This window comes from Pedobacter terrae (genome assembly GCF_900100705.1).
Lineage (GTDB): Bacteria > Bacteroidota > Bacteroidia > Sphingobacteriales > Sphingobacteriaceae > Pedobacter > Pedobacter terrae.
Genome location: NZ_FNCH01000010.1, coordinates 155,441 through 171,330, shown reverse-complemented (window position 1 = coordinate 171,330; position 15,890 = coordinate 155,441). Strand labels below are relative to the sequence as shown.

At 41.4% G+C, this 15,890-nt stretch carries 11 protein-coding genes; 3 read left to right on the top strand and 8 right to left on the bottom strand.

The window, feature by feature from the left end; genetic code table 11:
- The 7 genes from BLR60_RS14205 to BLR60_RS14175 all read right to left on the bottom strand — a co-directional run bounded on the left by BLR60_RS14205 (window position 1) and on the right by BLR60_RS14175 (window position 10,557).
- Complete coding sequence (locus BLR60_RS14205; RefSeq protein WP_090500953.1) at window positions 1-1,134, bottom strand: TlpA disulfide reductase family protein; 1,134 nt, start codon at window positions 1,132-1,134, stop codon at window positions 1-3.
- A 25-nt stretch (window positions 1,135-1,159) separates the two neighbouring features.
- A complete protein-coding gene (locus BLR60_RS14200; RefSeq protein WP_090500951.1) occupies window positions 1,160-2,296 on the bottom strand; it encodes a TlpA disulfide reductase family protein in 1,137 nt (378 codons plus the stop codon).
- A gap of 30 nt (window positions 2,297-2,326) precedes the next feature.
- Window positions 2,327-3,295, bottom strand: a complete 969-nt coding sequence (locus BLR60_RS14195) for a discoidin domain-containing protein (protein WP_090500949.1) — start codon at window positions 3,293-3,295, stop codon at window positions 2,327-2,329.
- Between the two features lie 17 nt (window positions 3,296-3,312).
- On the bottom strand, window positions 3,313-4,683 hold the full coding sequence (locus tag BLR60_RS14190) for a RagB/SusD family nutrient uptake outer membrane protein (RefSeq protein ID WP_090500947.1): 1,371 nt from the start codon (window positions 4,681-4,683) through the stop codon (window positions 3,313-3,315).
- Window positions 4,684-4,693: 10 nt separating this feature from the next.
- The gene (locus BLR60_RS14185) at window positions 4,694-8,245 is read right to left on the bottom strand and encodes a SusC/RagA family TonB-linked outer membrane protein (RefSeq protein ID WP_090501002.1); all 3,552 of its coding nucleotides are present in this window, start codon (window positions 8,243-8,245) and stop codon (window positions 4,694-4,696) included.
- Window positions 8,246-8,680: 435 nt separating this feature from the next.
- Entirely contained in the window at window positions 8,681-9,856 is a 1,176-nt protein-coding gene (locus tag BLR60_RS14180; RefSeq protein ID WP_090500945.1) for a FecR family protein, read from the bottom strand.
- Window positions 9,857-9,948: 92 nt separating this feature from the next.
- A complete protein-coding gene (locus BLR60_RS14175; protein WP_090500943.1) occupies window positions 9,949-10,557 on the bottom strand; it encodes an RNA polymerase sigma factor in 609 nt (202 codons plus the stop codon).
- Window positions 10,558-10,936: 379 nt separating this feature from the next.
- Here BLR60_RS14175 and BLR60_RS14170 point away from each other — a divergent pair, with 379 nt between their 5' ends.
- Entirely contained in the window at window positions 10,937-12,427 is a 1,491-nt protein-coding gene (locus BLR60_RS14170; RefSeq protein ID WP_090500941.1) for an alpha-amylase, read from the top strand.
- Between the two features lie 200 nt (window positions 12,428-12,627).
- Here BLR60_RS14170 and BLR60_RS14165 read toward each other — a convergent pair whose 3' ends face one another.
- The gene (locus BLR60_RS14165) at window positions 12,628-13,122 is read right to left on the bottom strand and encodes a nucleoside deaminase (RefSeq protein WP_090500940.1); all 495 of its coding nucleotides are present in this window, start codon (window positions 13,120-13,122) and stop codon (window positions 12,628-12,630) included.
- Between the two features lie 121 nt (window positions 13,123-13,243).
- Between BLR60_RS14165 and BLR60_RS14160 the strand changes: the two genes are divergently transcribed.
- Both BLR60_RS14160 and BLR60_RS14155 read left to right on the top strand, forming a co-directional pair.
- Window positions 13,244-13,600, top strand: coding sequence for a DUF6597 domain-containing transcriptional factor (locus BLR60_RS14160; protein WP_090500938.1), 357 nt, complete (start codon window positions 13,244-13,246; stop codon window positions 13,598-13,600).
- An 887-nt stretch (window positions 13,601-14,487) separates the two neighbouring features.
- Window positions 14,488-15,873 (top strand): IPT/TIG domain-containing protein, encoded by a 1,386-nt coding sequence (locus BLR60_RS14155; RefSeq protein WP_090500936.1) that lies wholly within the window; start codon window positions 14,488-14,490, stop codon window positions 15,871-15,873.
- Window positions 15,874-15,890: the final 17 nt, after the last annotated feature.

The following is a 15,890-nucleotide window of genomic DNA, read 5'->3' as shown; positions in this document are numbered from 1 at the left end:
CTATTTGATAAAGTTTGCTATCTTTTTATTTACATCTTCACCCCTTAAATCTTTTGCAATTACTTTTCCGGCCGGATCAATCAGTACGTTTTGGGGAATAGCAGTAATACCGAAGCGGACAGCTACCTCTGTTTTAAAACCCTTCACGTCGCTCACTTGCGTCCAGGGTAATTTATCCTGCTCAACAGCTCTCATCCAAGCCGCCTTTGTATCATCCAGCGAAACCCCTACAATTTCGAAATTTTTATCTTTCAGTTCATGGTAGGCTTTCATTAAAAACGGATTCTCCGCACGGCAGGGTACACACCAGCTGGCCCAAAAGTCAACAAGTACATACTTTCCTTTGAGTGAAGATAATTTGAATTCTTTACCATCTTTGTCTGGCAAGGTAAAATCAATCGATCTGCCTACTGCAAATTGTTTTGCCTTTTCATACTTACCGGTAATTTTTTTTCCCGTAAAGCTGGCGAGTATCCGGGGCGTTAAGATTTGATAATAAGGATCAAATTTAACCACATCAATTACCGCCATTTTATTTTGGTGAATCAGATCTGCAGTCACATAAGAATCCGGATGATTAAAAATAAATGAATCCAGGGCAGCTTCAATTTTGGCATGTACAGGCTTTGCTTCTGCCTGTATCTTTTTTATTTCTACCGAATCTTTCACTTTTGCGTAATAAACCTTTGTAAATCGCGCGCTGATTTCTTTAAATTGAGCAATTAACCCGGCTGTTTGTGCATTATACTGATTATATTCGTTCTGTACTTTTGTGCCTGTAATGCTAGCCCTGGCTATGCTATCAACACCCTTTGCTGTTGTTGTTCCCTTTTCAAGATAGAAATCTATAAAATCAGGATTTGTTCTTTTTGAAGGATCTTTCTTAATCGCCTTTAATTCGAGATAAGCTTTATTTCCAAAAGCGGTGGTACCCTTAAACACAAATTTTCCGTTGGTTAAAATCGTGCTGTCTACTACGCTTTTTCCATCAGCATTGACAAAAGTTAACGATACCATTTTCTCCGTTCCTGCTTTCGGCAATGTACCCGTAATGGTAAATTTATCTTGTGCCATTGTTCTGCCGGTAATCAGGCATGTGAACAGCGCAAGGATGTTCATTAGATTGGTTTTCATAATTTTTTGAAATCTATTTTTTAGGTTAATTGATAAATTTTTTCAGCTGATCCAATAAGTTTTCGCCACGAAGGTTTTTCGCTACAATTACGCCCTGAGGATCAACCAAAACATTTTGTGGTACAGAATTGATTCCATACATCATGGCAACTTCGTTTTTCCAGCCTTTTAAATCGCTGACGTGGATCCATGGCATGCCATCGTTTTTCACTGCATCTTCCCATACCTTTTGTCCTCCAGGGTAATCGAGTGATACACTAACAATCTCGAAGTTTTTATCCTTGAGTGCAGTATAGGCTTTTACCACGTTTGGATTTTCTGCACGGCAGGGAAGGCACCAGCTTGCCCAAAAATCTACCAATACATATTTTCCTTTTAACGAAGAAAGTTTGAATGGTTTTCCGTTGATGTCATTTTGAGTAAAATCGGTCACTTTAGCGCCAGTTTGACGTCTTTTTCCAATTTCAATTTTTTCTGCCGTTTTTTTGCCTAACGGCGATGATTTTAACTCAGGAGAGAATTTATGAAATAAAGGCTCTACTTTTGCCGCTTCAAATTTACTGTCAAGCACATACATGTTGTACGCATATAAGCCTGCAAATGAATTCAGATGGTCTTCGGCAAACTTCATATTTATTGCTCTGTTTTGAGCGACGAGTTTTTGTATGCTATCAGCTGCCAATTTGCGATCTGAAACAGATTTTAGGTAAGTTCCATCAGGAGCTTTTTTACCATATTCCTTTTGTAGGATCATTATTTTTGCCGTAACCTTACTAATCATAGCCTCCCGCTCGCTATTTTCGCGATCAGCTACAGAACCGCTCACTTTTGCATTTTTAATGGAGTCTGCCCCATCAAAAGTAATCGCAGCATTTTCCAGGAAAAAATCTTTAGTATCGTCAAGCGTGGCGCCTGGTCTAGCGCGGAGCGGCTTAATGGCGATAAGGGCCGGTTGCGGTTCGATAACATGGCCTGTAAACTCAAATTTCCCGTTTTTAATTTCAACAGAATCGGTTTCTTTCCATTTATCTGCCTGAAGCGTCACCAGGTAAGCCTTTGCCGGTTCTTTTAGTGCAGGCACATTTCCCTTAATGGTATAATTTTTTTGAGCGGCTACCACAAAAGGTAACAGCATAAAGATTGGAATCATTAATTTTTTCATGTTTAATTATTTTAAAATAAAAAATTTCTTTTAGTTCCTCAAAACAATTCCGCCCACAAAACCAACACTATAGCTGGTGCCTGATTGCACAAATGGAGTTGCGGTTAAAATGGTGAAACGCAAATACCTCGCGGTGGTTGGTGCAGGTAAATTAATGGTCTGTTTTCTGGCCGCATTGGTTACATCAACCGCGTAGGTGCCTTTATCTGTCCAGGTAGTGCCATTACTGCTTGTTTCTATCTTAGCAGAGGTGGTATAGCCCCCGGTTGTTGGTGTTACAGCCGTCGGAATAAAGTAATCTAATCCTGAGAAAGTAACATCCCTGGCAAAGTCTGCGGTTACAAATTGGGGCAGGGAAGCTGTAGTGGCACTTAACCAATAGGTTCCGGTGGTATTGGCATCTACAGCTCTTCCAGCAACGTTTACGCCCCCGGTTGAAGAAGCTGCTGCGGTAAGCGTAAAACCAGTATGGTCTACATAAAGTGCATCACCAGTGTTAAATACATAATAAACCACCTTACTTTTCTTTGGATCTTGATTTTGTCCATCTATAGCGGTAATGGTAAGTGGAAGCACATAGGTGCTAAACTTTTTCAGGTTAGTTTGGAAACCCAGATTTAGTACAGCAGTTTCCGAAACATTTGTTCCAGCGGCTATAGCTACAGTTGGTTTGTAAAACAGATAAGTTGTGGTAGGCAGCAGTAGTGCATTGCTGCCATACTTCGCTCTATAATCACCAATTTTACTGGTGTCAGGTGCGAAGGTAACATAGTGTACATCAGCGGAGCTGTTGACTTTTAAAATAGCTTTTATTTCTATGCTAACTACAGCAATATTTTTGATGTCCAGCGCTCTTGTCACAACGTCTGACGCTGCCGGCAGATCAAAGGTAACGCTTCCGTCTGGGAGTATCTCCCGTGCCACTTTGTCTTTTTTACATGATAAGTAAAGCATTAAGATTGAGCAGATTGCCAGTATATAAAATTTAGATATCTTCATTTTCTGAGTTTTAGTGATTATGGATTCTGTACCATGTCTGGGTTATACGCTAATACCTGCACTGGTATTTGAAGTGTATATTTACTGCTGTGCGGTTCGAGCGTGGCAATAACAACGTTTTGCGCATTAATTCTGGTTATAGAAGTCATTCTGTTTTCCATGTCTAATCTGCGCATATCGAACCAGCGGAGGCCGTGAAAAGGTAATTCCCTTCTGCGTTCTGCCAGTACTTCATCCAGTATCGCCGTTTGATTTGTTGAGCTGAAATCTCTGCTGGAGATTGGTGTGCCGGTGAGGCGATTTCTACGAACTTCATTCAGGTGGCTGAGTGCAACCGTCAAATTGTTGGCTCTTGCTGCACATTCAGCAGCAATTAAATGCATTTCCTGCACCGTGGTTCCCGTATTGGTGAGTTGAAAAGCCGGGGTAACTGCGGCAGCGTAAAACTGAGTTGATCCTCTAACAGTGCTTGCCCAATTCGAGTATAGCACGGTCTTTCTCGCATCATTCGCAGCGAACGTGCTTTTTAATTCCTGAGCCAGCGGCAATCCAGCGGCATTTGTACCTTTACCGTAGATGACATCAGGATGCGATACGACATTTAAGGTGGTTGGAAAACTTGATGGGGTAGTTAAATCGATCATTGTTGCGCGGGTGTTTGCCAAAGCCAGCTCTGCATCACGTTGCGCTTCGGCATATTCTCTTCTATAGAGGTAAACCCTGGCCAACACACTGTAAGCCGCAGCCTTAGAACCCCGAAACCTGGCATTGCTGTTATCGGCCGGCAGGTTCGGAATAGCTTCATTAATATCGTTGATGATATGTTGATAAATTTCAGCAGAGGTGCTTCTTGGCGGTGCTTTTTGACTAACATTATCCGAGGTTACGTAAGGCACGGCCAAATCAGTAGCAGCAGTTGCGGCATCGTAAGGTTTAGCATACTCGTTTACAAGATAAAAGTATGAATGCGCACGGCCGAGTAATGCTTCCGCTTTTAGGGTGTTCTTTTGTGATTCGGTACCACCCTGAGCGGCGTCTATACCAATCAATACCGTATTGTATAGGCTAATTCTTCGGTAGTGTTCGCCCCAAAGATAGGTGACAGCAGTGATATCTGTGGTGAACTGAGGTGCCCAGGTATAAATCAAATCTGCCAGAGAGGTGGGCGGATTACCAACATTTAGCAGATCAATATTATCTGTCATGTAGTTTAGAATGTTCGTTTCTGTTTCGGTGGTGAAAACGGGGCTATTTAACCAAAGGTCATAGTCATTTGCTGTTTTTAGTAATTGTTTCCCCTTCGGTTCAACATCCAGGTATTTATCGCAACCGCTTAGCAGCAGTCCTGAAATAAGCAACAATACGCCTATATATTTAATGATCTTCATCAGTATAATTTTAGAAGTTAGTGAATAAGCCCAGCGTATAGGTAGGGGTTACATATGATTTAGCGTAACTTCCGGTACCAGGGCTATAGTTGTAACGGTTAAATCCAACCGTGTAGAGATTCGAAACCTGAGCCTTTATTTCGAAATTTTTGAAGCCTGCCTTTTTTATAAAATTGAGGTCATTCAAACGATAAGAAGCAGTAATATCTCCAATGGTCAGGTAATCGCCATGTACCAGGTAATTACTATTGTACCGGTAAGCCCATGATGGGTTTGGACTGTTTAAGTCAACCAGATTGGGAATGTCTGTTTTCAACTCATCACCTGCAGCCCGCCAAAAGTTATTGGAGCCTTCCAAAGGCCTCACATCTGCCGGATTAGGTCTGGGTACCCGCACTTTAAATCCCCCATAGTAATTTACCATGGCGAAGAAGTAGAAATTACCCACATCTATACGGTTACTCAGTCCGGCGTTAATACTTGGAACCGTAGTTCCCGAATATTGTACCAATCCGGAATCTTTGCTCGACATGGCAATCGCCAGCGGATTGGTTGAGTTACTAGTATTGACTACATATTCATTGCCTTTTGGATCTAAAATAATGGGATGTCCTTCGCTATTTAGACCTTTGGTATTATAAGAGAATATTGCACCTACGGGATAACCACTTACAAAACCTAATACATCTATTATTTGTGGGTCGTAGCGTCCGGTTCGATAAACATCAAGTACTTTGCTGCTATTTTTGGCAATCACCACGCCCGTGTTCCAGTTAAAGTTTTTGTTAGCTATCCAGTCCGCTTTCAGACTGAATTCCAATCCATTATTTCTGATACTGGCATAGTTGACCAAGGCTGAAGGGGCACCTAAAGTTGGATCGATGGACGAGTTGCCCATCACATCAGTTGTTTTCTTGGTATAATAATCTATGTTGCCACTAATATTTTTAAAAATATTGAAATCAAGACCCAGGTTAAAGTTTGCAGTCTGTTCCCAACGCAGGCCGGTATTGGCATTTGAAACCAATATCAGGGAGCTTAGTGTCGGGGTGTTTTGTATATTATTTTGAGCCTGCGCAATAACCTGTGGAAGCGAAAGTTTGGCCACATTTCCATTAAAGCCAAAAGCACTCCGCAACTTTAATTGGTGAAGCCAGTTAAGCTTACTCAGAAAGTGCTCCCGGTCTATGTTCCAGGCTGCACCGACCGACCATAAGGGCTTGTATTTATATTTAGGGTCGCTACCAAACAAGTTGGATTGATCGATACGGATACTTCCTGATAATGAATATTTATTTTTAAAAGAATAAACCACGTTGGAGAAAGCAGATAAAAACCGATCCTCGTTATACGATTGATTAAAAAAGTCAGTCAGTTGTCCAAGTGTATTGCTGGTAACCAGCGTGCCGCGTACGGCGGCTAAGCCACCAAAAATGGAAGCATAATCTACCGGTTGTTGCAACAAACTTTGATCATTGTAACCAAAGTAGGAAGCCAAATTACCTTTGCTGATGATATTTCGCAATTCGCCCCCGGCTATGGCATTAAATGAATGATTCCCAATTACTTTATTAAAATTTAACTGGGTACGGGCAGTATATCCGGTATTGCTGGCGTTCTGCTGCCGAAGGAAGTCGCCGTCAGGCAGGTTTCTTTTGAAAGCCAGCGAGGGATTGGCAGTTGTAGGCGTAACCGTATAGTTATTCACCCAGGCATTCACTTCTGAAGAACCGCGTCCGGCTAAATGCCTGATTTCGGACCTGGAGGTTTCATATACTCCCCCAAACAGAAGATTAAAGCCCTTTCCAAGGTCATAATTAAAGTTGGCAATGGTTTTACTGTTCAGTGTTTGCGTTTTATCATTCACTAACTGCGCATCAACCAGTGGATAATAGTTCTGGTCTAACAAACCTTGTGACAAAAGTACGGTATTGAAAACCGGCGCATAACTTTTAGAGATGATGGGAGCAGGGTTACCGTTCACATCTTCATAACGTTCGTAACCTGCAAAATCGGCCGGACCAGGCACTGGTGCACCATTCGTGCGCTGTTCCTGATACTCGGTGGTGAGCTCAAGGGTCAATTTTCGGCTCAACTTCAGTGTGGTACGGCCGGTTAGTAAAAATCTGTTGTTGTCGTTTAAAATTTTATTGTCCCGGTTATTGGTGTAATTCGCTGTAATGTAATACAGTGCATTAGGCGTACCACCAGAAACATTTAATGTATTGGTTTGTGTCGCCGCAGTTCTTAGGAACAGGCGGCTGTAATCATCCAGGTTGTCATAATTTGCCAGTTCTGCAAATGAACTTTCGGCCTGTTCAGCGGTAATAATTCCAGCAGCAAGCTGCGCCTGGATGTAATAAGGGGTAGAGCGCCTGACATTTCCACCTACACCCGATGCCGTTCCATATAAAGAGGACCAGCTCGTTGGTGTGATAATTAGTGCTTGCCTTTCCCGCAGGTAGCTGGCATTAATGGCTGATGCCTGTGGATCCCAACGGTAACGGCTATAATTTTCTTCGGGTCTTAAACCCAGTGTCGTCCTGAAATTGAACTGTGCAGCGCCGGGATTGGCCTGTTTTCTTTCTATAACAATCACACCATTTGATGCCCTTACGCCATATATGGTTGCTGAAGCTGCATCTTTAAGGATGGTTACAGATTTGATCTCATTGGGGTCGATCATTTCCAGGGTTAATTCGGTTGGATAACCGTCTACAACAATTAGCGGACTTTGGTTCGCCGACATGGTAGAAATGCCGCGGATATTAAATAGCGGCCGTGTCGATTGTCCGCTGCCTGGTACCGTACTTGTAAACTGTACGTCGTTATTAATTAGCAATCCAGGCAATCTGTTTACCAATCCGTCCAGGAAATTGGAGCTTACCCTCGATTCATATTCTTTTGTGCCGAGTTGAGCAACTGAACCGGTACTCTGTTCTGGTTTTATCCTCTGGTAACCGGTGTTCACTGTAACCGCTACGTCTTCTAATTTGCCGACATCAACACCCAGTCTGATCACCCCAAGATCTTTTGCAGCTTTAACATCTTTGGTCGTGTAACCAATATAACTGATAAGCAGAATGGCATCTTCATTAACGTTTTGAAGCACAAAATGACCATCAGCTCCAGCACGCGTAAATTGCTTTTGGCCCTTTACCATAATGTTGGCACCAGCCAGCGGACTCCCTGTAAGTTCGTCCACTACTTTTCCGGTTACGGTGATGGATCGTAATCGCTCAAAGATGTTTTCAAAAATAGTTTTTGGTTTGGATTTTAATGTTACTGTGTTGTTATTGATTTCGTATGCAATGGGTTGATTTTCGAAAATCTGTTCCAGCACCTTTTTGAAGTCTGCATTTCGAACCCTTATGGTAACCGCTTTTGCATCGTCCAGTAAATCGCCAGGCACTACAAAGTTATATCCACTCTGTACACGAAGGGTTTTAATTACCTCTTCCAGCGAGGCCTTCGACTTGTCTAAGCTGATTTTTTGAGCAAAGCCGGCGGCACTTACCTGTACCAGCAGGGCTATTAAAATTACGGTGGTTAATCGCATCATCAGCCAAATTTTATGAATACACCTGCGTATATCCTGTTTAATTTTTAGTTTTTTTAACACATTATTTAGGTTGCGACAAGGACTTAAACGGTACAATGGAATACCGTCAATATTGCTTTAGTGCGCATTATTGTCTAAGTTTGGTTGTCTGGTTAATGCATGATGCCGTTGTCAGGTAGACTATAACATCTGCAAATCGTTGATAATTATTTCGAGGCCAGTATCTACCATATCCTGACTGCAATCAGGGTATGGTTACCTCCAGTTAAATGTTGTTTAGTATGGCTTTCGTATCATTTCTTTCATTAGTTTGGTTTGTTTGGTGGTTAATTGATTGATTATTTCTGTCCGGAAATTTGTTGTTTGCGGTCTGGTTTTTAATGGGTATTGGAAATGAATTGTCTGTTATCTGCAGCAGCTGTTACACCAGCGCGATTATCGATAGACATACACCTTTCTGCCTTCGATTTTAAAATGCACATTTCCGGTGGCTTCTAGCGGAATCAATACTTGAGAAATACGGTCGAATCGTGATACAGATCCCCAGAATTTACCAGAAGGAATTTCTTCTTTGTAGATGACCTCAACATCGTACCATCGGGCTATCATTCGCATAATTTCCTTAATGTCGAGGCGATCGAATGTAAAATTATTGCTTTTCCAGGCTACGGCAAAGTCTGTATCCACCTGGCTTAATTTGATCTCTCCGTTTGACGTAGCAGCCTGGTATCCAGGAAGTATTATACTGCTTTGAGCGTGATCTGTAATTTTGACGCTACCTTCGAGCAAAGTTGTTCTATACGTTTTTTCATCCGCGTAGGCATTGACATTAAAATGTGTACCTAATACTTCAACTATTTGTGTTCCACTTTCTACTAAGAAAGGGCGGGTTTTATCTTTGGCTACCTCAAAATAGGCTTCTCCTTTAAGCTGAACGCTCCGTACGCCCTTCCCTTTGAGCGTACTGTGATAGGTTAAACTTGAGGCGGCATTTAACCACACTTTGGTTTGATCTGGCAGGGTAAGGGCATAGGTTTGCCCCAACGCAGTTGATAAGGTGTGCAGATCTTGCGTATCATTTTTGTTTTGATGGCTTTGGTATAGCAATTGTCCATCAGAAGTTTTAGAAATAACAATGCCATTTTCCTTGATCGATTCTCCACTGGCTATAGTCCCCAAATTGATGGTTTTGCCGTTGGCCAGTGTTAAGGTTGCACCAATTTTACCGGGTGCAATATCATTTTGCGTTAAATGTTCGTAACTATGGGCAGTCTCTCTGGACATGAAATGATTGATTCCAAAGGCAAGGATTAAGAGTGCTGCGCCAGCTGTTAAAATCCGGGGCCACAGTCTAATGTACTTTCGTTTTAAGGCGCTTTGCTTAGGTTCAAAAGCTTGCGCTTTAATACGAGCTAAAGATGTTTCCCAGGCAGTTTCGTATCTATCGGCTGGGTCGGTATGGTCTAGTTCGGAGGCTAAACGTTCGCTAATGTCAACATCATGGCAACCTGAACCAATGAGCTTAAAAAGCTGAAGGGTTTCTTCAGTGGTAGCCTCGCCACGGGTATATTTCGTAAATAGTACTTCAATAGAGGATGATTCTTTCTGCATTTGATATCAATGTAGCCCGTGATTTATTTTACGCTGTTTAATTGATAAGTACGATAATAGCTTATATAGGACTATTCGAAATGATGAAAAACTTATATTTTCCTGTTAATCAGAAAGATAATTATTAAAATTGGCAACGAGATATCACGTTTACTGAGGAATTCCCGTACGTACCTGAGGGAATGGACCATTTGATTTTTGACCGTATTTTTAGAGATGTTAAGCTTTGCTGCAATCTGCTCATGACTAAGCCCCTCATTTCTGCTCAATTCCCATATCAAACGGCGTTGATCCGGAAGTTGTGCAACGGCTTCTTTAATCACTTCCACGCTTTCACGTAATACCATTTGTTCTTCGGTTTCGTTTCTGGAAGGCTCAATATGGCTCGTGATGCGCTGTAAAATCCGCTCATCATTTGCAATCTTTTTAAGGTATTTCAGGGCCTGTCTGTTTGCGATACTGAAGAGGTAGGCCGTGGGGTGCTGTACGTTTGAAAATGCAAGTCGGTTGATCCATATCTGAACAAAAATCTCCTGGACCAATTCTTCGGCCAGCTCGGGAATTTTTACCAGCTTTTCAATATACGGATATAACCTTTTTACATAATGGCGATAAATAATGTCGAAAGATTGCTCATCACCCGTAGCAAGTTTTGCAAAAAGTTCGGTCTCATTATGTAATTGCTGAATTATCTTACCCATTATTGGTTATTTCCCAAAATCAACTAGTAACTTGTTGCTAAGTTACCCAAAAATTGACAAATTTCATGAAACAGGCAGTAATTACCTCGTTGGTATATTAAATAAATGGCCAATTCTATTTAATTTAGTATCACTAACCAAGACGCTTATTGTATTTTTTCTTTCAGCTTGGACGGTCTGTTTAAGTGTATTACAAAACAACAGGCAAATGGTGTGGCCGTTTGGTATTGCACCATTCTGTTTCCACGCTGAAAAGGTATGGCGGTTAGTCATCTGTATCTCAAAACTGCCTATTATAAAACAAATTAATCAGGTATTGGTGAATTTCAAAACAATAACACCATTTACAAGGTATATGCACTACTAAATTTATTTAAAGATGGAAAATCATACGATGTTGCAGTACTTTGAATGGTACTATCCCAACGATGGCAGCCTTTGGAAAAAGGTACAACAAGATGCTGCTAAATTAAAAGAAATGGGGATAGACACTATTTGGCTGCCTCCGGCGCACAAAGGGATGGATGGCAAAGATTCAACTGGTTATGATTCTTACGACTTATATGATCTTGGCGAATTTGACCAAAAAGGGAGCATTGCCACAAAATACGGAACTAAAGAAGAATATCTTCTGGCGATCAAATCTGCGCAGGAGGCCGGTATAAATGTTTACGTAGATATTGTGCTGAACCACCTTGGCGGAGCAGATGACCATGAGCCGGTAATGGTGCGCAAGGTAAACCCGGAAAACAGAAATGAATTCATCTCTGAACCTTTTGAGATCGATGCTTATACCAAATTTACCTATCCAGGCCGTGGTGGAAAATATTCCGAATTTAAATGGGATTTTCAATGTTTTACGGGGGTAGATTACGATGCGCGTACCCAGGAGTCAGCGGTGTACAGTATTCAAAACCAATATGGATCAGGATGGGAAGATGTGCTTGATACTGAAAATGGAAATTATGATTACCTGATGCTGACCGATATTGATTTTCGTAATCCTGCTGTAAGAGAGGAGTTAAAGCGATGGGGGATGTGGTTTTACCAAACCACAGGTTTTGATGGAATGCGTTTAGATGCGATTAAACATATGCCTGCTGGTTTTTATAATGAATGGCTGGACTATCTTCGGGCCGAAACAGGCAAAGAACTGTTTACAGTGGGTGAATATTGGTCGCCATACGATCCGCAGGCCATGTTGGATTATATTGATGCTACCCAGGGCCGGATGTCGTTATTCGATGCCAGTCTTCAGGCTAATTTCTCCCGTGCCAGCAAGGAAGGCGAACAATATGACCTGAGCACCATATTGAATGGATCGCTGGTTTCGGTAAGACCAGAGTTAGCCGTAACCTTGGTTGAAAACCACGATACCCAACCACTCCAATCTTTAGAACAGACGGTAGAGCCATGGTTCAGGGCACATGCTTATGCAATAATCTTACTTCGGGAAGCAGGATATCCTTGTGTTTTTTATGCAGATGTATACGGATCAGAATATACCGACAAAGGGAACGATGGAAAAGATCATGAGGTAACGATGGAGGCACTTCCTCAGCTGGAGGCATTACTACAGTTGAGAAAAACATTTGCCTATGGTTTTCAACGCGATTATTTTGATTATCCAAGTTGCATTGGCTGGACACGTTCTGGAGATGAGGAACATCAGGGTTCGGGCCTTGCGGTGGTTTTATCAAACGGTGAAGCTGGAAATAAGCGGATGGAAATGGGTGTTGAGTTTGCAGGCAAGATTTTCAGCGATTATCTGGGGCATTGCGACAGAGAAATTACCATAGATCAGGATGGGTGGGCAGAATTTTACTGCGAAGCAGGCTCCGTGTCGGTTTATACCCTGAAAGCGGATTGAATAATCCGAACATAGCGCATTTCTCACATTAACTTAAGACATAAATCAGGTTACAGCATGCGGTAGTTTACTCCCCTCCTAATTAAGGAGGGGAACCCGTAGCATGGTCTGGTTAATTGGTTTTACATGCTGTTTTATAACAGCTGATCATTTGATAAGGAATAATTTTTAGCATCTTAACGGCGACATGATTAAATAAATTATAACGATCCATCTTTAACTTTGTCTTCAAGCATTTGGCCTCCCGCGCGCCATTGTTCAAATGCTTTTATTGCTTCTCCGGGCATAATCCTTTCAAATGCTATCGGTTGTTTTTCTATCGGTTGCTTTAAGGCATCCAAAATAAATTGATCACCAAAGCCTGCCCACTCTGCATCAGTTCTGGTATTTCCATAGTATACCTGCTTAATATTGGACCAATAAATGGCACTTAGGCACATCGGACAGGGTTCGGCACTGGTATAGATCGTACAACCTGACAGGTCGGCTTTTCCGATTTTTTTTGATGCTTGCCTGATTGCATTTATTTCTGCATGAGCAGTCGGATCACAGTCCTGGGTAACTGAATTGGCTTCAGCACTCAGAATCTTACCGTCACGCACAATTAAAGCTCCAAATGGTCCTCCTTTTAACGTCCGCAGATTCTGTTCGGATAATGCAATGGCTTTAGCCATAAACTTTTCATGTATTTTCATCTTATAACAACAGTGCTTTTTGCTATTGGTTTACCAAAGTGCTGATCGCTATTACCGATGATTAGTAATAATAAATAAAAATGATAGTTTGCAATATATACCAGTTCCATTTTAAGCGTGTATGTCGAAATATCAAATTTCATACCTTTCAAAGCGGCCTCTAGCGCGTTTAAATCCTCTTATTGAAAGCATATGGATGGTGACAAATGATGCCGAGCAAAGTATAGACGGGATTATTCTTCCGGATGGAAAAATAGATTTATTCCTATTTCTAGATGAGCAAGATCATTTTGAAATTTTTATTAGTGGGATTTGTGATGAGCCGATCCGGAAACCTGCTTTTCCCAAATCACGCATGTTTGCCGTCAGTTTTTATCCTACAGCTGCAGAATACCTGTTTAAACAGTCTTTCGCAGATCTCCGTAATAAAAGACATGTATTCGAAACTCATTTTATAGGCTTTGCAAAGCGGATATAGACGACTTTTCAGCTTTCTATGATAAAACCTGCATAACGTTCACTCACCTGATGAACAAAAACATCGATCAACGCCGGTTACGCCTATGATGAAGATCGTAAGATCAGTTTGCCAAAGTTGAGACAAATCGACAAAATATTGAACAGATAATAAAATCGCTATTCCTTTACTTTGATTCAATTAACCAAATAGCAAACCTTACTGCAAATCTTCAATAGGCAACACCATGCTTTTTGCAGTTTCAAAATGTATTATGAGAAAACAGATATTTATTTCAGACAGCTGATCTTCAATTTCTTAATGTATTACTAACCAGGGAAAAAGAAAACTAAATTGATATGATGCTCCACAATTACCTACCTATCCTAAATACGTTTATTGTTCAGTAAAACGCTGCCGAGTGGCTTTTTATGATAACAGAAAGGCCTGACTACTAATGCAGCCAGTTTACGGCCTGAACAAATCAAGCTGAAATTGTTGCTTAACGTAAGTCGATATTAACTTTTTTAATTATTATCAAATGATAACCCGCGTTTAGTAACGTGGCTGGTTATGTTTTGTAAAAACGTTTCAGTGTTCATGCCTGTCTTAAAGCAATCGTATTTGGCAAAGAGCAATCTTATTTAGGCAAGATCGGTAGGCCCGGGCTATATCTACTATTGGCGCTATAGTTAAGGCCGAAAGGAATTTCTTTGCCCGAAATTTAGACATGCTTTATATCGCTGTTTGGTAAACCGCTCAATTAATATCGACAAACACTTCCTTAAAATTACCCCTGGAAAAGGATATATCATGGCATACCTCACGGTAGGCGACCAACATACCGCAATTGGTTAACAATTAAAATTACGCAAGCCGGTTTGAGCCGGAAAAAGCGATAAGTGTATATGAAAACAAAAACAAATGTCAAAACCATGCGCTGGCAGATCCGATGGATATTGCTCGGGCTGATTGCACTTTCTTTAACACAGTGTAAACACGAAAAATTGCAGCAGGAGGACGCCTATGATCCGTCAAAAGAAGTGCTGATTACCGATTTCTACCCCAAACAAGGTGGGGTAGGGAATAATCTGGTTATTTATGGCAGTAATTTCGGGAATGATGTTTCGAAAATAAAAGTTTCCATTGGCGGAAAAGTGGCTAAAGTGATCGGGGTAAAAAACAATAGTATTTATTGTGTTATTCCCGAAGAGGCTTATGATGGCGATATCAAAGTAACCCTACTTGATGGCAACAACCAGCAGCTTGCCCAGGTGATATCAAAAGAGGTGTTTGCTTACGCCCGAAAATTGCTGGTATCTACCTTTTTAGGTAAATACTACCAGGTAGCTTCTAACTTTGAAGAAAAAGAAGGACCATTTAATGATTGTGGCGCATTTAAAGGAATCACCTGGCTCACCCTTGATCCGAAAAACCCAAACCGCCTGTACTTTTCAGCAGATGTGAACAGTTGTCGCCTTATCGATTTCGATAAGAAATATGTGAGTTATTTCAGGACGGATCTTGATAGGGTATCTATTATCAATTGGCGAATTGATGGCAACCAGGACATGATTGTTTCGCATAACCATTCCAGCGACACGAAATATGGCAATTATATCTTTAGTCGCGAATCTAATTTTCTACAAAAGAAAGCGATCGAAGTTTATGCCCGCGGGGTAAATGGAACCATGATACACCCTCAGAATGGTGAACTTTATTATTCAAGGTTTAGGGCCGGCGATATTCGCAGGTATGATTTTAATACCAAAGAGGATAAACCGGTGTTCTCCAATCCTTACAGTGCTGTAGCCGTTTATATGGTGATGCACCCGTCGGGAGATTATGCCTATCTGGTTGAATATGATAAACATTTCATTATGCGTACCGATTATGATCGCGCTACCAAGACTTTTAAAATACCATATACCATTTGCGGAGCGGCGGGTACTGCCGGTTATGCCGATGGAATAGGTACAAATGCGCGGTTAAACAGCCCTGTGCAAGGGGTATTTGTGGAAAACCCCGATTATGAAGCTGCTGGAGGAGATCAATACGATTTCTATTTCTGCGATAAAGCCAACCATGCCATCCGCACCTTAACACCACAGGGAAGGGTAAGCACCTTTGCCGGACGTGGCAATAATGGAACAAGTGGTTACGCTGACGGCGACTTACGTACAGAGGCCCGTTTCAATAATCCTCAGGCCATTACCTATGATGAAACCAGGAAATGCTTTTATATCGGCGACACCGGAAACTGGCTGATCCGCAAAATAGCTAAAGAAGAATAATTTTAAAATACACCAGA